Annotated in this window: 14 protein-coding genes; 10 read left to right on the forward strand and 4 right to left on the reverse strand. The window is 71.1% G+C overall.

Going from position 1 to position 16,535, the window contains the following annotated elements; all coding sequences use genetic code 11:
- The first annotated feature begins 98 nt into the window (after positions 1-98).
- Together M2271_RS36980 and M2271_RS36985 are read left to right on the forward strand one after the other, a co-directional pair.
- Positions 99-1,061: a histidine kinase gene (locus M2271_RS36980; RefSeq protein ID WP_280891848.1), complete on the forward strand. Its 963-nt coding sequence runs from the start codon at positions 99-101 to the stop codon at positions 1,059-1,061.
- The gene (locus tag M2271_RS36985) at positions 1,061-1,714 is read left to right on the forward strand and encodes a response regulator transcription factor (RefSeq protein WP_280891849.1); all 654 of its coding nucleotides are present in this window, start codon (positions 1,061-1,063) and stop codon (positions 1,712-1,714) included. The genes M2271_RS36980 and M2271_RS36985 overlap by 1 nt, the downstream gene beginning before the upstream one ends.
- A gap of 27 nt (positions 1,715-1,741) precedes the next feature.
- Here the strand turns inward: M2271_RS36985 and M2271_RS36990 are convergent, their stop codons facing one another.
- A complete protein-coding gene (locus M2271_RS36990) occupies positions 1,742-4,666 on the reverse strand; it encodes a SpoIIE family protein phosphatase (protein WP_280891850.1) in 2,925 nt (974 codons plus the stop codon).
- A 169-nt stretch (positions 4,667-4,835) separates the two neighbouring features.
- Between M2271_RS36990 and rutA the strand changes: the two genes are divergently transcribed.
- Together rutA and miaB are read left to right on the forward strand one after the other, a co-directional pair.
- Positions 4,836-5,918, forward strand: coding sequence for a pyrimidine utilization protein A (gene rutA / locus M2271_RS36995; RefSeq protein WP_280891851.1), 1,083 nt, complete (start codon positions 4,836-4,838; stop codon positions 5,916-5,918).
- Positions 5,919-6,406: 488 nt separating this feature from the next.
- Complete coding sequence (gene miaB, locus M2271_RS37000) at positions 6,407-7,936, forward strand: tRNA (N6-isopentenyl adenosine(37)-C2)-methylthiotransferase MiaB (RefSeq protein WP_280891852.1); 1,530 nt, start codon at positions 6,407-6,409, stop codon at positions 7,934-7,936.
- A gap of 76 nt (positions 7,937-8,012) precedes the next feature.
- Here miaB and M2271_RS37005 read toward each other — a convergent pair whose 3' ends face one another.
- Positions 8,013-8,189 carry a hypothetical protein gene (locus M2271_RS37005; RefSeq protein ID WP_280891853.1) on the reverse strand — a complete coding sequence of 59 codons (177 nt, stop codon included), beginning with the start codon at positions 8,187-8,189 and terminating at the stop codon, positions 8,013-8,015.
- On the opposite strand from M2271_RS37005, the gene M2271_RS37010 reads away from it, so the two are divergent.
- Positions 8,188-8,973: a class III extradiol dioxygenase subunit B-like domain-containing protein gene (locus M2271_RS37010; protein ID WP_280891854.1), complete on the forward strand. Its 786-nt coding sequence runs from the start codon at positions 8,188-8,190 to the stop codon at positions 8,971-8,973. The two genes, M2271_RS37005 and M2271_RS37010, sit on opposite strands and share 2 nt — an antisense overlap.
- Positions 8,974-9,070: 97 nt before the next feature.
- On the opposite strand, the gene M2271_RS37015 is transcribed toward M2271_RS37010, so the two are convergent.
- Together M2271_RS37015 and M2271_RS37020 are read right to left on the reverse strand one after the other, a co-directional pair.
- Positions 9,071-9,427 carry an antitoxin gene (locus M2271_RS37015; protein ID WP_280891855.1) on the reverse strand — a complete coding sequence of 119 codons (357 nt, stop codon included), beginning with the start codon at positions 9,425-9,427 and terminating at the stop codon, positions 9,071-9,073.
- Positions 9,428-9,446: 19 nt separating this feature from the next.
- Positions 9,447-9,764, reverse strand: a complete 318-nt coding sequence (locus M2271_RS37020) for a hypothetical protein (RefSeq protein WP_280891856.1) — start codon at positions 9,762-9,764, stop codon at positions 9,447-9,449.
- Between the two features lie 183 nt (positions 9,765-9,947).
- Between M2271_RS37020 and miaA the strand changes: the two genes are divergently transcribed.
- The 5 genes from miaA (at position 9,948) to M2271_RS37045 (ending at position 16,467) form a co-directional block, all read left to right on the forward strand.
- The gene (gene miaA / locus M2271_RS37025) at positions 9,948-10,886 is read left to right on the forward strand and encodes a tRNA (adenosine(37)-N6)-dimethylallyltransferase MiaA (RefSeq protein ID WP_280891857.1); all 939 of its coding nucleotides are present in this window, start codon (positions 9,948-9,950) and stop codon (positions 10,884-10,886) included.
- Positions 10,887-10,994: 108 nt separating this feature from the next.
- The gene (locus tag M2271_RS37030; RefSeq protein WP_280891870.1) at positions 10,995-11,495 is read left to right on the forward strand and encodes a hypothetical protein; all 501 of its coding nucleotides are present in this window, start codon (positions 10,995-10,997) and stop codon (positions 11,493-11,495) included.
- A 76-nt stretch (positions 11,496-11,571) separates the two neighbouring features.
- The gene (dapF, locus tag M2271_RS37035; protein ID WP_280891858.1) at positions 11,572-12,441 is read left to right on the forward strand and encodes a diaminopimelate epimerase; all 870 of its coding nucleotides are present in this window, start codon (positions 11,572-11,574) and stop codon (positions 12,439-12,441) included.
- 205 nt (positions 12,442-12,646) lie between these two features.
- The gene (locus M2271_RS37040) at positions 12,647-14,875 is read left to right on the forward strand and encodes an HD domain-containing protein (RefSeq protein WP_280891859.1); all 2,229 of its coding nucleotides are present in this window, start codon (positions 12,647-12,649) and stop codon (positions 14,873-14,875) included.
- 89 nt (positions 14,876-14,964) lie between these two features.
- Positions 14,965-16,467 (forward strand): M1 family metallopeptidase, encoded by a 1,503-nt coding sequence (locus M2271_RS37045; protein WP_280891860.1) that lies wholly within the window; start codon positions 14,965-14,967, stop codon positions 16,465-16,467.
- Positions 16,468-16,535 lie beyond the last annotated feature (68 nt).

Below are 16,535 nucleotides of genomic sequence, written 5' to 3' on the forward strand. Positions count from 1 at the left end.
TACGCGGCCGACGCGAGGCTGGGAGGCTGATCGCAGCCGCTCGGCGCGTTGCGGAGGCGGGGGATGCCGAAAGGGACGGAAAGGGCGGGACCACGTCCGTGTCGCTGTTCTGGCGGATCTTCTCGCTCAACGCCGTCGGCCTGATCGCCGCCGCCGCGCTGCTGTTGGGTCCGGTCACCGTGTCGACGCCCGTCCTGCCGAGTGAGGCGCTGGCAGTCGTAGGCGGCCTCGCGGCTCTGCTGGTCGCGAACGGGCTCGTCCTGCGTGTCGGTCTCGCCCCCCTCCAGCGGCTGGGCCGCGCCATGGCCGCCGCCGACCTGCGCCGTCCCGGAGCCCGGGCACCGGTCTCCGGGCCCGCCGAGACCGCCGCGTTGATCATGACGTACAACACCATGCTCGGCCGGCTGGAGGCCGAGCGGGCCGCCGGTGTGGCCCGCGCGCTCTCCGCCCAGGAGCGCGAACGGCAGCGCGTCGCCCGCGAACTCCACGACGAGGTCGGCCAGACCTTGACCGCCGTCCTCCTCCAGCTCAAGCGCGTCGCCGACCGGGCGCCCGACGAACTGCGCGAGGAGGTCGGCCAGGCCCAGGAGGCCACCCGCGCGGGCCTCGACGAGATCCGTCGCATCGCCCGCCGACTGCGCCCCGGCGTCCTGGACGAACTCGGCCTGGCCAGCGCCCTGCGCTCGCTCGCGGCCGAGTTCACCACGCACGGCCTGACGGTCGGCCACCACATATCCGCCGATCTGCCCCACCTCACCGAGGAGTCCGAACTCGTGCTCTACCGGGTGGCCCAGGAGGGCCTGACCAACACCGCCCGGCATTCCGCCGCAGTCCGCGCGGACGTCCGGCTGCGGCCGGTCACGGACGGCGTCGAACTCCTCGTACGTGACAACGGCAAGGGCCTCGGCGGGGCGCCCGAGGGCTCCGGCATCAGCGGTATGCGCGAACGCGCGCTCCTCATAGGGGCCGCGCTCTCCCTCGAATCCGCTCCCGGCCGAGGCACCGACCTATGGCTGCGCGTCCCCGCTGCGGCCGGCGCGGTGGCCGGGGAAAGCCGCTGATGGCGACCCCGATCAGGGTCCTGCTCGCCGACGACCACACCCTCGTACGCCGTGGCGTGCGCCTCATCCTGGAGGGGGAGCCGGACCTCACCGTGGTGGCCGAGGCGGGCGACGGGGCGGAGGCGGTCGAACTGGCACGCGCGTGTGCCGTCGATCTGGCCGTGCTGGACATCGCCATGCCCCGTATGACCGGTCTGCAGGCGGCCCGCGAACTGTCCCGCCGACTGCCCGGCCTGCACATCCTCATCCTGACGATGTACGACAACGAGGAGTACTTCTTCGAGGCCCTCAAGGCCGGTGCCAGCGGCTACGTCCTCAAGTCCGTCGCCGACCGTGACCTCGTCGAGGCGTGCCGGGCGGCCGTACGGGACGAACCGTTCATCTACCCGGGGGCGGAACGGGCCCTCGTCCGCTCCTATCTGGAGCGGCTCCACCGCGGCGACGGGCTGCCCGAGCGGGCCATCACCGAACGCGAGGAGGAGATCCTCAAGCTGGTCGCCGAGGGGCACACCTCCAAGGAGATCGGCGAACTGCTCTTCATCAGCGCGAAGACGGTCGAACGCCATCGCGCGAACCTCCTCCAGAAGCTGGGCATGCGCGACCGCCTGGAACTGACCCGCTACGCGATCCGGGCCGGTCTCATAGACCCGTGAACCGTCTTCCAGACCCGTGAACCGTCTTCAGAGGAGCGTTTCCCAGTCCCCGTCGAAGTCGGCCGGGTTCAGGAACAACCCCGCCATGTCGACGGGCGGCTCCTCGCCGCCGTCCGGGCCGGGCAGCGGCTGCTCGGTCCAGATGCACTTCCCCGTCGGCGTGTAGCGGGCGCCCCACCGTCCCGAGAGCGCTGTGATCAGCTGCAGCCCCCGGCCTCCCTCGTCGGTCTCCGTCGCGCGGCGGATGCGGGGCATCGTCTGGCTGCCGTCGAAGACCTCGCAGATCAGCTCGGCGCCGTACAGCAGACGCATGCGGACCGGACCCCGGGCGTGGCGGACGACGTTGCCCACGAGCTCGCTGGCCAGGAGTTCCGTGGTGGCGGCGAGGTCGTCCAGGTTCCAGGCCGCGAGTTGCTCGCGGACATGACGGCGGGCCTGGCCGGCCGCTCTCGGATCCTCGGGCAGCGGCCAGGAGGCCATCCGGTCGGAGGGCAGGGAGTGCAGCCGGGCGACGAGGAACGCGGCGTCGTCGGCCGCCTGCTGGTCGGCGGGCAGAAGGCCGGCCGTCAGTGTGTCGCACAGATGTTCGAGATCCGCGACGGTGTCGACGGCACCACCTGCGTGCGCCGTGCTGAGCATCCGGGCCAGCTCCGCCATGCCGTCGTCGATGTCCCGCTTCGCCGACTCGACCAGGCCGTCGGTGTAGAGCACGAGCAGGCTGCCCTCGGGCACCTCCAGCTCGACCGTCTCGAACGGCGGCTCCGCCGCGCCCAGCGGCGGGTCGGCCTCCGGCTCCGGGAAGTGCACGGTGCCGTCGGGACGGACCAGGGCGGGCGGCGGGTGCCCGGCACGGACGAGGGAGCAGATCCGGGTGGTGGAGTCGTAGACCGCGTACAGGCAGGTGACGTACGACGCCTCGCCCATGCCGCGGACGATGTCGTTGAGGTGCCCCATGATCTCGTCGGGGGGCAGCTCGAGGTCGGCCAGGGTGTGGACGGCGGTGCGCAGCCGGCCCATGGTGGCCGCCTCCGGCAGACCGTGCCCCATGACGTCGCCGACCACCAGCGCCACCTGCCCGCCGGAGAGCGGGATGATGTCGTACCAGTCGCCGCCCACGTCCGCGCCCTGCCCGGCCGGAAGATAGCGGGCGGCGGCCGTGCACGCGAGCAGGTCGGGCAGCCCCTGGGGGAGCAGACTGCGCTGGAGTTCCCGGGACCGGGTGTGCTCGGCGTCGTAGAGCCGGGCCCGCTCCAGGGACTGCGCGACGAGGGCGCTGATCGTGGTCAGGAGCGCGCGCTCCTCCTCGGTGAGCCGCCGCGGACGGTCGAAGGCCACGACACACACCCCGAACGTGTGCCCGGACGCCGTGAGCGGCAGAAACGCCCACGCCTGCTTGCCGGCGCGCTCTCCGGCTTCCGGCAGGCCGGTCATCGGAGGTGAGTGCGCGGCCAGCTCCTGCGCCGAGGACAGGAAGAGCGGTGCGCCGGAGCTGATCGCGTCCCAGGACGGATCGCCGACCGCGCGGGGGATGTTGTCGAGGACCTTCAGGGAGTCGTCCGGATAGCCGACGGCGCCGACGGAGTGGAGCTGGTCGCCCTCGATGACCTGGACCAGGACTCCGGCGGCGGCGAACGGGGGCAGTACCCGTCGGGCGACCGCGTCCACGACGTCCCGTGAGGTCGTCGCCTTGGCGAGTTCCGCGGTCAGTTCCGCGATCCGGGTCGCCCGTTCGGTCGCGGCTCGCTCGGCCGCCTTGTGCTCCTCGGCCAGGCGCCGCTTCTCGGTCACGTCGGTGAAGTAGAGGGTGTGCCCGTCGGGACCCGGCACAAGCCGCAGGTGGTATCGCCGACCGGAATCCGGCATGTGTACGTCGAAACCGGCGGGCTTCTCCTCGGCCGCCGCCTCCCGGCAACGGCTCTCCATGCCGGGCGCCTGCCGGGCGGACGGCAGATCCCACAGGAGGCGCCCGAACAACTCCTCCTCGGAGAAGCCCAGGAAACGTTCCGCCTCCAGGTTGGCGAAGGTGATCCGCCACTCCTCGTCCACCGCCAGGAAGCCGTCGCTCATGTGGCGCAGGGCCCGGCTGAGCGCATCACGGGCAGTCCGCGCCTCGTTGCTCTCCCAGCCGACGCCGATCATCCGGTGGGGCTCGCCCTGCTCGTCGTACGTGGCCCGGCCGCGGGCCTGCGTCCAGCCCCACGTGCCGTCCAGGCGCCGAACCCGGTACTCGGCCTCGTACACGGTGTGGTCCAGGATCGCCTGCTGGGCCGCCGCCAGCGTCGGCGCCAGGTCGTCCGGGTGGACGATCCTCATCCAGTTCTCGATCTTGCCGGTGAAGTCGGCGGGCCGGGTGCCGTACAGCTCCAGCGCCGCCTCGTCCCAGATCAGGTCGCCGGTGCGGATGTTCCAGTCCCACGATCCGACCTGGACCTCCTTCAGCGCCTGCCGCAGACGCTCGCCGCTGTGCTCCGGCTGCGCGGGCCCCGAGGGCGGCGGCGCCTTGGCCATGCGGTCCTCGGCCCAGGCAACGACGGCCCGGAGGAAGTCCCACTGCTCCGGGGTCGGCTCACCACGTTCGCCCACCAGGACGGTCAGCGCGCCGATACCGCGCTTCCCGCTGAACACCGGCAGGGAGACCAGGCCCGTACCGGGCCAGGCGACCTCCGGTCCGGGGCCGGCGGAGTCCAGCGGGACCCATACGCCCTGGCCCTGCTGGAGGGCGCGGGCCGGGGCCAGCGGTCCCTCCTGGTCGACGATCTCCCAGGACCGGGTGAGGGCGGGCGGCAGGCCCGCAGTCGACACCAGCCGCAACGCGGACATCGGGCCGCGCAGGTGCATGGCCGCACCCAGCGCGGCCAGCTCACCCACCGCGTGCTGGAGCGCCAGTCGGAAAACCTCGCTCTCCGTGACTCCAGGGGGCACCGTGCCGAGCAGAGCGAGCCGTGCGTTCATGCAGGAAACGTATCGTTCCCCTCTTCACCCGAAACCTCTTTCACATATTCTCACCGGCGGCTTCCTGCCCCCTCCATCCCTCAACCGTCGGGAAACTCAAGCGAGTTGTTGAAATCTGTTCCCTGTAGCGTGCCGTTCCACGGACTGGCTTCCGATCATGAGGAGCGGCATGGACATCGGGGTCTTCATCCCCATCGGCAACAACGGCTGGCTCATCTCGAAGAGCTCTCCGCAGTACATGCCGACCTTCGAGCTGAACAAGGCCGTGGTGCAGAAGGCCGAGGAGCACGGACTCGACTTCGCCCTCTCGATGATCAAACTCAAGGGCTTCGGCGGCGACACCCAGTTCTGGGACCACTGTCTCGAGTCGTTCACGCTGATGGCAGGCCTGGCCGCGGTGACCGAGCGGATCAAGCTGTACGCCTCCACCCCGATCCTCGCCCTGCCTCCGGCGATCGTCGCGCGCATGGCGGTCACCGTCGACTCCATCGCCCCGGGGCGGTTCGGCGTCAACATCGTCACCGGCTGGGCGCCCGGAGAGTACGCGCAGATGGGCCTGTGGCCCGGCGACGAGCACTTCGGCAACCGCTACGCCCGGGCCGTCGAGTACGTCAACGTGATGAAGGAGCTGTGGAGCGAAGGCATCAGCAACTTCAAGGGCGAGTTCTACGAGATGGACGACTGCGTGCTGTCCCCGCGCCCGGTGAACGGGCACATCGATATCGTCGCCGCAGGTCAGAGCAGTACCGGGATGCGGTTCGCCGCCGAGCACGCCGACTACAACTTCATCCTGGGCAGCGGTGTCAACACCCCGCTCGCCTTCGCGGACACCACGGCCGCGCTGGTGGACGCGGTCCAGGAGACGGGCCGCGACGTGGGCGCGCTCTCCCTCTTCATGATCATCGCCGATGAGACCGACGAGGCCGCCCGCGCGAAGTGGCAGGACTACCACGACAACGCCGACCGCGCGGCGCTCGCGTACATGGCGGGCGAGTCCGCCACGGACACCACGGCCGACGACTCCTCCACCGCCCGGACCATCTCGCTGCCCGAGGGCGCCGTGAACTTCAACATGGGCACGCTCGTCGGCTCGTACGAGACCGTCGCGGGGATGCTCGACGAGATCGCCGAAGTCCCCGGAACCAAGGGGATCATGCTGGTCTTCGACGACTTCCTCGAAGGGATCGAGAACTTCGGCACGCGCATCCAGCCGCTGATGAGGTCCCGGTCCGCGCGCCCGGCCGAGGCCTGATCCCGGGGCATCACCCTGCGGGTCTGGTGGCGCTGGTAGACGAGCACGTCACCGAGGAAGCGTGTGGTGCCGGGGCCGAAGCGGCTCCGCACGACGTGGTTGAGCCGCGCGCCCATGGCCTGAACGGCCGCGCCCGCGACTCGGTCCAGATCGTTCAGCCGACGCCGCACAAGGGGCCGGAGGCGGCTGTCACTGTCGGCTTCTCCGTCGCGCAGGCCAAGCTCTCCAACTCCCCGTCCATCAGTTCCCCTTGGTCCGCCCGACTCCCGAGGGCAACGGTACTCAGCAATGTCCCACGTCTCTTCGACCGCTGTCCGCCGGACCAGGAGGTTCTGCCCCGCGTGTCCGATGCCGGGAGTCCCGGGTGTCCCTTGCCGGGGCCCTGGGTGTCGCCCGCCCGGGGGAGAACCCTGGGCCGCGGGGGGCCATGGGGCGCCGGAGGAGGAAGCGCTGAGCACGGGGCTCTGGGGAGCACCTACCCTTGAGCCATGACCAGCAGCAGCCACCGGAACCCGGCAGTGGACGTTTCCTCATCCAAGAGTTACGAAATCCGCACCTACGGGTGCCAGATGAACGTCCATGATTCCGAGCGATTGTCCGGACTGCTCGAAGAAGCCGGGTATGTGCGCGCACCCGAGGGCTCGGACGGCGACGCCGACGTCGTCGTGTTCAACACCTGCGCGGTCCGTGAGAACGCCGACAACCGGTTGTACGGCAATCTCGGCCGTCTCGCGCCGAGGAAGGCCTCACGGCCCGGCATGCAGATCGCGGTCGGTGGCTGTCTCGCCCAGAAGGACCGCGACACCATCGTGAAGAAGGCGCCCTGGGTGGACGTTGTCTTCGGCACGCACAACATCGGCAAACTGCCGGTCCTGCTGGAGCGCGCCCGCGTCCAGGAGGAGGCCCAGGTCGAGATCGCCGAGTCCCTGGAGGCGTTCCCCTCCACGCTGCCGACCCGGCGCGAGAGCGCGTACGCGGCCTGGGTGTCGATCTCCGTCGGCTGCAACAACACCTGCACCTTCTGCATCGTCCCGGCCCTGCGCGGCAAGGAGAAGGACCGCCGCACCGGCGACATCCTGGCCGAGATCGATGCCCTGGTCGCCGAGGGCGTCTCCGAGATCACCCTGCTCGGCCAGAACGTCAACGCGTACGGCTCCGACATCGGCGACCGCGAGGCCTTCAGTAAGCTGCTGCGGGCCTGCGGCACCATCGAGGGCCTGGAACGTGTCCGCTTCACTTCCCCGCACCCGCGCGATTTCACCGACGACGTCATCGCGGCCATGGCCGAGACGCCGAACGTGATGCCCCAGTTGCACATGCCCCTGCAGTCCGGTTCGGACACGGTCCTCAAGGCGATGCGCCGCTCGTACCGGCAGGACCGTTATCTCGGGATCATCGAGAAGGTCCGCGCGGCCATCCCGCACGCGGCGATCACCACCGACATCATCGTGGGCTTCCCCGGCGAGACCGAGGAGGACTTCGAGCAGACCCTGCACGTCGTCCGCGAGGCCCGGTTCGCGCAAGCGTTTACGTTCCAGTACTCCAAGCGGCCCGGCACCCCGGCCGCGACCATGGAGGACCAGATCCCCAAGCAGGTCGTCCAGTCACGCTACGAGCGTCTCGTCGCCCTCCAGGAGGAGATCTCCTGGGAGGAGAACAAGAAGCAGGTCGGCCGCACGCTCGACCTTATGGTCGCCGAGGGCGAGGGCCGCAAGGACGGTGCCACCCACCGCCTCTCCGGCCGCGCCGCCGACAACCGCCTGGTGCACTTCACCAAGCCCGAGCAGGAGGTGCGCCCCGGCGACGTGGTCACAGTCGAGATCACGTACGCCGCCCCGCACCACCTCCTCGCCGAGGGCGCCGTCCTCGCCGTGCGCCCCACGCGCGCGGGTGACGCCTGGGAGAAGCGGAACGCCGAGAAGGCCGCCAAGCCCGCGGGCGTGATGCTCGGCCTGCCGAAGATCGGTGCACCGGCTCCGCTGCCGGTCGCGACAGGGAGCGGCTGCGGCTGCGACTGACGACGGTTGTGCCGACGGACGGCCACGGCTGCCGGCACCGCTGCGTCTGTCGGTATTGCTATGGCCACCGGTAACGCTACGACGACGGCGGTAGCCGCAGCGGTGAGACGGAGCCGGAGACGGTGATGGCGGCGGTGATGGCGATCGGCGGGCATACCGGTCGGCCGCGGAGGTCGGGCGGCGCGTGGCCCACGGGAGCGCCGTGACGGGCGGGTGACACCCGGCCGTCGTACGGGGTTACGCTGCCGATCATGCTTGTCGCCGCCGGAGTCTGCCCCTGCCCGCCTCTTCTCGTGCCCGATGTCGCCGCCGGCGCTGCCTGCGAGCTGGAGGCCGTGCGTGCCGCGTGCACGGACGCGCTCGGTGTCCTTGCCGCGGCCCGGCCCGACCGGCTGGTGGTTGTCGGGCCCGCCGACGAGAGCGGACGGGGACCGCACCCGCAGGGGACGCGGGGTTCGTTCCGCGGCTTCGGCGTAGATCTGGACGTATGCCTGGGCGCGGACAACCCGAAGGGCAGGGGCAGGGACGGCGACGGGGTCAGGGCCGACGGGGTCAGGGCCGCCGAGGGCACGGAGGAAGGCGGGGAGCCCGGCCGCCCGCTTCCGCCCTCGCTCGCGGTGGCAGCGTGGCTGCTGGACCGGGTCGGATGGTCGGATGCCCCGATCGAGGGACTCGGCGTGGGGGAACCGCTGGCGCCCGAGCGGTGTATCCAGGTCGGAAGGGACATTGCCGCCGGGGCCGAGCGAGTGGCGCTGTTGGTGATGGGCGACGCCAGCGCCTGCCGCACGCTCAAGGCCCCCGGTTACCTCGACGAGCGGGCGGCACCCTTCGACGAGGAGGCCGCGCGTGCGCTGGGAGCGGCGGACCTGGCGGCGCTGCGGGCACTGGACGCCGACCTGGCGTACGAACTGAAGGCCTCCGGTCGGGCCCCCTGGCAGGTCCTGGCCGGTGCGGCCGAAGACGCGAGCCTCGGCGGGACGCTGCTGTACGAGGACGCGCCGTACGGGGTGGGGTACGTGGTGGCGAGCTGGTCGTGACGCCGTAGGGAGAGGCAGGGGCTGGGGTCAGGGCCCCGGACACGGCGGACGGCCGGGAGCGTGCTGCTCCGCGGCCGTCCGTCCATGCGCCGTGCCTTCAGGATGCCGGCGGCGGTGACGCAGGCGGAGGCGAGGACGGTGGAGGTGATGCCGACGGGGGCGAGGTAGGCGGAGGCGATGCCGGCGGTGTGCCGCTGTCGCCGCTCAGACCGGTACCGGGCCCCGTGTCGGCCGGACCCGTGTCCTCCTTCTGTGCAAGGCGGTCCATGGCGTCCTTGGCCTTGCCCGTGCCGGTGTGGATCTTTTTGCTGTACTTGCCCTTGGTCTTCTCGTCAACCACTTTCGCGGCCTTGTCGAGGCCGCGCTCGATCTTTTCCCCGTGCTGCTGCGCGAGGCCGGAAACCTTGTCCTTGGCCGGGCTGAGCTTGGCCTTCATGTTGTCCAGGAGACCCATGGTCCACCTTCCGTGGCGGTTACGTGCGGGCGCCTTCCCCGGCCTCGCTGTCGGCAACCTCCTCGGCGGACTGCTGCTTGGGGATCTCGACGCCGTCGCCGGCGCCGTCACTGCCGGTGCCCTCGGCTGCGACCGCCGCTGCCGCTGTCGCAACCGCCGTCACCGCCAACCCGCCCTCGGCCTTGGCGTCCGACTCTGCCTCGGTCTCCGTCGATCCCTTTGCTTCTGCCGCCTCCTGAGCTGCGGGCTCGGCCGTCGCCGTCTCGGCCTGCGCCTCGGCGGGTACCGCCTCCTCCGTGGTCTTCTTCCTCCGGAGAAGTCGTGCGAAAACGCCCATATCCACTCCATATGTTACTCGTGCGGGCGAAATCCCGCGTCGTCCGGTGCGTCCGTTTGCGTCGTCCGGTTCGCCGCCTCTGTGAACGGGTGGCGGAGAGCCTCGCAACTGGGAACGACCTCGCACCCGGACCGTCACGTAACTCGTTCGAGGGCACAGGCCGAGGTTTGCGAGACTGGGGCGGTGAGCAGCGCACCCCCCGCCCCCCGCGTCATCGCCGTCGTCGGACCCACCGCGGCCGGAAAGTCCGATCTGGGCGTCTTCCTGGCCCGGCGACTCGGCGGTGAGGTCGTCAATGCCGACTCCATGCAGCTCTACCGAGGGATGGACATCGGCACCGCCAAGCTGACGCCCGAGGAGCGCGTCGGCGTCCCGCACCATCTCCTGGACATCTGGGACGTGACGGTCGCCGCATCCGTCGCCGAGTATCAGAGGCTCGCGCGCGAACGCATCGACGCGCTGCTCACCGAGGGCCGCTGGCCGATCCTCGTGGGCGGGTCCGGACTGTACGTCCGCGGGGCCGTCGACAACCTGGAGTTCCCGGGCACCGATCCCGAGATCAGGGCCCGGCTGGAGGACGAGCTCACCCTGCGTGGTTCCGGCGCGCTGCACGCCCGTCTGGCCGCCGCCGACCCGGAGGCCGCCCTCGCGATCCTGCCCAGCAACGGCCGTCGTATCGTCCGGGCCCTCGAAGTGATCGAGATCACGGGCCGGCCCTTCACCGCGAACCTCCCCGGCCACGACTCCGTCTACGACACCCTTCAGATCGGCGTCGACGTGACCCGCCCCGAACTCGACGAGCGCATCGCCCGCCGGGTCGACCGGATGTGGAAGGCCGGGTTGGTGGAGGAAGTGGGCGCGCTGGAGGCGCAGGGGTTGCGCGAGGGGCGTACGGCCTCGCGCGCGCTCGGCTACCAGCAGGTGCTGGCGGCGCTCGCCGGGGAGTGCAGCATGGAGGAGGCGCGGGCCGAGACGGTTCGTGCCACCAAGCGCTTCGCGCGCCGTCAGGATTCATGGTTCAGGCGCGACCCGCGGGTGCACTGGTTGAGTGGGGCTGCGGCGGATCTCACGGAACTTCCGCAGCTCGCACTGACATTGGTCGAACGACCGGTTACAGCCTGATCACGTCATGGCATCGGGACGCTCCGGCCGTCATCGCGGCCTCCGGCGCCGTGCCATCATCGAGCTTCGATCGACCAAGTGGAGTCCAAGTTGGGAGGGCGCGTGGCGATGGAGGCCGGCCCTCGCGACACCGCACAAGGCACCGAACACAGCAGGGCGGTCGGCGAACCGGAGCAGGGCGACGACCGTCTGAGCTCCGACGGACCCGACGAGACACCGGACGGGGTGACCGCCGACGGCCCCGAGCCGGAGGAGATGTTCCCGGGCGGTCCGGAGGTCGAAGTCGAGCTCCGTCCACAACGTCGGCTGCGCATCTGGCAGCTCGCGCCCATTGTGAGTCTCGCTGCCGTCGGCTCCCTGATGTTCGCCTTCCCGCTCGCCTTCGACTTCGGCGACAGCGGGGCCGTGATCGCCATGCTGGGCCTGCTGATCTGCTCCTGCGCGGCCGGCTGGGGCATGATGGCCGCCCGCCGCGTCGGTTACACGTGGCCCGGGCTGCCGCAGCGCGGCTCCGGGCGACGGCCGGACTGGCGCGTGGTGATCGCCTACGTCGTGCTGGTCGCCGCGGTGGTCGTTCTCGCCGTCTGGCGCGTGGCCCGACTGCGCTGACCTCCACACGTGTGTCGGCCGTCGTGCTGACCTCCACGCGCGCGGAAGTGTCGTACCCACCCCGTACGATCGAGGAATGAGCACGCGGATCGCTTTCCTCAAGGGGCACGGCACGGAGAACGACTTCGTGATCGTCCCGGACCCCGAGAACGCCATCGATCTGCCCCCGGCCGCCGTCGCCGCCCTGTGCGACCGCCGCGCGGGCATCGGCGGTGACGGGCTGCTGCACGTTGTGCGGTCCGCCGCGCACCCCGAGGCGAAGCATCTGGCGGCCGAGGCGGAGTGGTTCATGGACTACCGCAACGGCGACGGCTCGATCGCGGAGATGTGCGGCAACGGCGTGCGCGTGTTCGCGCGCTACCTCCAGCGCGCCGGGTACGCCGGTGAGGGCGACCTCGTGGTCGCCACGCGCGGAGGCGTGAAGACCGTGCACATCGCCAAGGAGGGCGACATCACGGTCGGCATGGGCAAGGCGCTGCTCCCCGAGGGGGGCGTCACGGTGAGCGTCGGCGAGCGCAGCTGGCCCGCGCGGAACGTGAACATGGGCAACCCGCACGCCGTCGCCTTCGTCGAGGACCTCGCACACGCGGGTGACCTGTTCTCCCCGCCGCCCTTCAGCCCGGCCACCGCCTATCCGGACGGCGTGAACGTCGAATTCGTGACCGACCGCGGCCCCGGGCACGTCGCCCTGCGGGTGCACGAGCGCGGCGCCGGCGAGACCCGTTCGTGCGGCACGGGCGCGTGCGCCGTCGCCGTGGCCGCCGCTCGCCGGGACGGCGCCGACCCGGCCGTCACCGGTACCCCGGCGACGTACACCGTCGACTTGCCCGGCGGCACCCTGGTGATCACCGAGCGGCCCGACGGTGAGATCGAGATGACCGGACCGGCCGTTATCGTTGCTGAAGGGGAGATCGACGCGGAGTGGCTGGAAAACACGGTTCGCTGACCGGTTGCCGTCACGGGATGCGCAATCTTAAACCTATGAACCCTCGCTCGAATGGGTGATCAGTTTCACGCTCGTCGAGAGGCGGTCAGTCGGCCGTGATGGGCTCGGTAGCATCAAGCACCGGCCCGGACGGGGGATCGATGACATCCCCTGAGCCGTGTCAGCCCTGGGGCACCCGTCCGCCGGTCCACAGCCGGAGGTGCCCATGAGTGCGGATGCCGCGAATCCTGCGACCCCGGGCCCGGTGGTCACATCGGGTCCGACGACATCGGGGCCTGTCCTGCCGACAGTGCCCCGCAGGAAGAGCCGCGCGCGGATCGACCTGCGCCGCCTCGGCCGGGCCGCGCTGCTCGGCCCCACCGCCCGTGACCGGTTGCCCGACGCCATCGGCCATGTGGCCGAGGCCCACCGCGCCCACTACCCCGACGCCGACCTCGAACCGTTGCGCCACGCCTACGTTCTGGCCGAGTCCTCGCACCGGGGCCAGATGCGCAAGAGCGGTGAGCCGTACATCACCCATCCGCTCGCGGTGACCCTGATCCTCGCCGAACTCGGCGCCGAGACGACGACCCTGACGGCGTCGCTTCTCCACGACACCGTCGAGGACACGGACGTGACGCTGGAGCAGGTCCGTGAGCAGTTCGGCGAGGAGGTCCGCTTCCTCGTCGACGGTGTGACGAAGCTGGAGAAGGTGGACTACGGCGCCGCCGCCGAGCCCGAGACCTTCCGCAAGATGCTCGTCGCCACCGGCAACGACGTCCGTGTGATGTCGATCAAACTCGCCGACCGCCTGCACAACATGCGCACCCTCGGTGTGATGCGCCCCGAGAAGCAGGCCCGCATCGCCAAGGTCACCCGTGACGTCCTCATCCCGCTCGCCGAACGACTCGGTGTGCAGGCGCTCAAGACCGAACTGGAGGACCTGGTCTTCGCGATCCTGCGCCCCGAGGAGTACGCGCACACCCGGCAGATGATCGTCGACAACGCCTCCCGCACGGACGATCCGCTAGCCGAGGCGGCCGACGAGATGCGCACGGTCCTGCGGGACGCCGGCATCCAGACCGAAGTTCTCATCCGGCCCCGGCACTTCGTCTCCCTGCACCGCGTGGCCCGCAAACGCGGCCGGCTGCGGGGCTCCGACTTCGGCCGCCTGCTCGTGCTGGTGAACGAGGACGCCGACTGCTACGGCGTCCTGGGTGAACTCCACACCTGTATGAAGCCCGTGGTCTCCGAGTTCAAGGACTTCATCGCCGTACCCAAGTTCAACCTGTACCAGTCGCTGCACACGGCCGTGGCGCGCGAAGACGGGCAGGTCGTCGAAGTCCTCATCCGCACCCACCAGATGCACAAGGTCGCCGAGGCCGGCGTCATCGCGCTCGGCAATCCCTACGCTCCTCCTTCGGAGGAGCAGACGGCCGCGGGGGACGGCGAGCGCGTCGACCCGACCCGGCCGGGCTGGCTCTCCCGCCTCCTCGACTGGCAGGAGGCCGCCCCCGACCCCGACACCTTCTGGTCCACCCTCCGTGAGGACCTCGCCCAGGACCGCGAGATCACCGTCTACCGCCCCGACGGCGGCACCCTGGGCCTGCCCGAGGGCGCGACCTGCGTGGACGCCGCCTACGCGCAGTACGGCGAGGACGCGCACGCGTGCATCGGCGCCCGCGTCAACGGCCGCCTGGCGACCCTGAGCACGGTCCTGAGGGACGGCGACACCGTCCAGCTCCTCATGGGCCAGGACCCCGCGTCCGAGCCCTCCAGGGAGTGGCTGGAGCACGCGCACACGCCCGCCGCCCGGATCGCCATCCAGCGGTGGATCGGCACGCACCCGGCCCCGGCCGCACCGCCGGACGGGGAGCCGACGCCGTCCCCCCAGCCGCCCGAGACAGCCTTCAGGCCCGGCGCCGACAGTCTCGCCCCCCGGGCCGTCGCCGACCGTCCCGCCGCCGCGCCGGTCGACGAGGCGTCCCCGGCCGACCTCCCCGCCGTGAACGCCGTCGTCGACCAGCCAGGGGCGAGCGTACGGCTCGCCGGCTGCTGTACGCCCGTACCGCTCGACGAGGTGACCGGCTTCGCCGTGCGCGGGGGCGCGGTGACCGTCCACCGTGTGGAGTGCCCGGCGGTGGAGCGTATGAAGGGCACGGGGCGCGCGGAGGTCGGTGTGCGCTGGGGGGACACCACCGAGTGCCGGGTCACGCTGTTCGCTGAATCGTTCGGCCGCCCGCATCTGCTCGCCGACCTCACCGAAGCGATGGCCCTGGAGGGCGCGGAGATCGTCTCGGCGACCGTCGAACCCCCGAGCCGACAGCGCGTACGGCACACCTACACCGTCCAGCTCCCGGACGCGGCCCAGCTGCCGGCGCTCATGCGGGCGATGCGCAACGTGCCCGGCGTGTACGACGTGAGCCGGGCACAGCCGCAGGCGCTCGGGGACTGAGTCACCCGCCGGGCACCCGGCCACCCGTTCGGGTGGGCCGGGTGCGCGCCGTCGCCCCTGCGCACGCACGCGCTGGTAAGCGATGGTGCATGCTGCTCACCCCCCGCGCCCCGGCTCCCCGGACCCGTCCCAGGACGCCTCGACGGCTCAAGGCGACAGCCCGTCTCGCCTCCGCCGTCTCCACCTGCCTCCTCGCCGTGAGCGCCCCCGCCACCCCGCTCGGTGTCGGCGACCGCCTCTTCCCGTACCTCGGCAACCCGGGGTACGACGTGACGTCGTACGACCTCTCCTTCACCTATCCCGGCACCAACAGTGAGCCGCTCCGGGCGGTCACCACGATCGACGCCTGGACGACGACCCCACTGGACCGCGTGAACCTCGACTTCGCCCACGGCAAGGTCGACGCGGTGGAGGTCGACGGCGAGCCCGCCGCCTTCACGAGTGTCGGCGAGGACCTGGTGGTCACCCCCGACGGCCCGCTGCCCGGGGGCAGCCGGATGCGCATCACCGTCCGGCACACCAGCGACCCGGTGCCCACGGAAGGCCGCGAGGGCGGCTGGGTGCGCACTGCGGACGGGCTCGCCCTGGCCAACCAGGCCGACGCCGCCCACCTGGTGTTCCCGTGCAACGACCACCCCTCCGACAAGGCGATGTTCACCATCCGGGTGACTGCCCCCACGGGCTACACCGCCGTCGCCAACGGCCTGCCTGTCGGCGTCGAGCGGGCCGCCCGGGCCACGACCTGGACCTACCGGACCCAGCACCCCATGGCCACCGAACTCGCCCAGGTCTCCGTCGGCCGCTCCACCGTGCTGCACCGCACCGGCCCGCACGCGCTGCCGGTCCGGGACGTCGTGCCCACCAAGGACCGCGCCGCGCTAGAACGATGGCTGACGAAGACCCCCGACCAGATCACCTGGATGGAGGACAAGGTCGGGCCGTACCCGTTCGAGACGTACGGCCTGCTCATGGCCGACGCCATCACCGGTTTCGAGCTGGAGACGCAGACCCTCTCCCTCTTCGAGACGGACCTGTTCACCGAGCCCGCCCACCCCGCGTGGTACGTCGAGTCGATCATGGTGCACGAGCTGGCCCACCAGTGGTTCGGCGACAGCGTCGGCCCGCGCACCTGGTCGGACCTGTGGCTCAGTGAGGGGCACGCCACCTGGTACGAGGCCCTGTACGCGGAGGAGAAGGCGAAGCGTCCCATGGAGGCGCGCTGGAAGGCGGCGTACCGAACCTCCGACCGCTGGCGGGCGGCCGGCGGCCCACCGGCGGCGCCCAAGGCGCCGGACCCCGGCCGGAAGATCAGCATCTTCCGGCCGAACGTCTACGACGGCGCCGCACTCGTCCTGTACGCCCTGCGGCAGGAGATCGGCCGCCCCGCCTTCGAACAACTGGAACGGGCCTGGGCGAGCCGCTACCACGACGCCACGGCGACGACCGCGGATTTCGTGCGTCTCGCCTCCGCGTTCTCCGGACGTGATCTCGGCGAGTTCTTCCAGGGCTGGCTCTACGGCGGGAAAACTCCGCCGATGCCCGGCCACCCGTACTGGAAGACGGCCGCGTCCCAGCGTGCGGGTGCGCAATAAGACAGTGACGAGACGGGCCGTGCCGTGCGACCATCGTCAGGTCGGCGCGGCACGGGACACGGGAATCT

This window comes from Streptomyces sp. LBL, from assembly GCF_029893585.1.
In the GTDB taxonomy this organism is placed as follows: Bacteria; Actinomycetota; Actinomycetes; order Streptomycetales; family Streptomycetaceae; genus Streptomyces.

Excerpts from the sequence above, each read along its gene's own strand:
- M2271_RS36985 (WP_280891849.1), top strand. The coding sequence starts at position 1,061 with ATGGCGACCCCGATCAGGGTCCTGCTCGCCGACGACCACACCCTCGTA.
- M2271_RS36990 (WP_280891850.1), bottom strand. The coding sequence starts at position 4,666 with ATGAACGCACGGCTCGCTCTGCTCGGCACGGTGCCCCCTGGAGTCACG.
- rutA (WP_280891851.1), top strand. The coding sequence starts at position 4,836 with ATGGACATCGGGGTCTTCATCCCCATCGGCAACAACGGCTGGCTCATC.
- miaB (WP_280891852.1), top strand. The coding sequence starts at position 6,407 with ATGACCAGCAGCAGCCACCGGAACCCGGCAGTGGACGTTTCCTCATCC.
- M2271_RS37010 (WP_280891854.1), top strand. The coding sequence starts at position 8,188 with ATGCTTGTCGCCGCCGGAGTCTGCCCCTGCCCGCCTCTTCTCGTGCCC.
- M2271_RS37005 (WP_280891853.1), bottom strand. The coding sequence starts at position 8,189 with ATGATCGGCAGCGTAACCCCGTACGACGGCCGGGTGTCACCCGCCCGT.
- M2271_RS37015 (WP_280891855.1), bottom strand. The coding sequence starts at position 9,427 with ATGGGTCTCCTGGACAACATGAAGGCCAAGCTCAGCCCGGCCAAGGAC.
- M2271_RS37020 (WP_280891856.1), bottom strand. The coding sequence starts at position 9,764 with ATGGGCGTTTTCGCACGACTTCTCCGGAGGAAGAAGACCACGGAGGAG.
- M2271_RS37030 (WP_280891870.1), top strand. The coding sequence starts at position 10,995 with ATGGAGGCCGGCCCTCGCGACACCGCACAAGGCACCGAACACAGCAGG.
- dapF (WP_280891858.1), top strand. The coding sequence starts at position 11,572 with ATGAGCACGCGGATCGCTTTCCTCAAGGGGCACGGCACGGAGAACGAC.
- M2271_RS37040 (WP_280891859.1), top strand. The coding sequence starts at position 12,647 with ATGAGTGCGGATGCCGCGAATCCTGCGACCCCGGGCCCGGTGGTCACA.
- M2271_RS37045 (WP_280891860.1), top strand. The coding sequence starts at position 14,965 with ATGCTGCTCACCCCCCGCGCCCCGGCTCCCCGGACCCGTCCCAGGACG.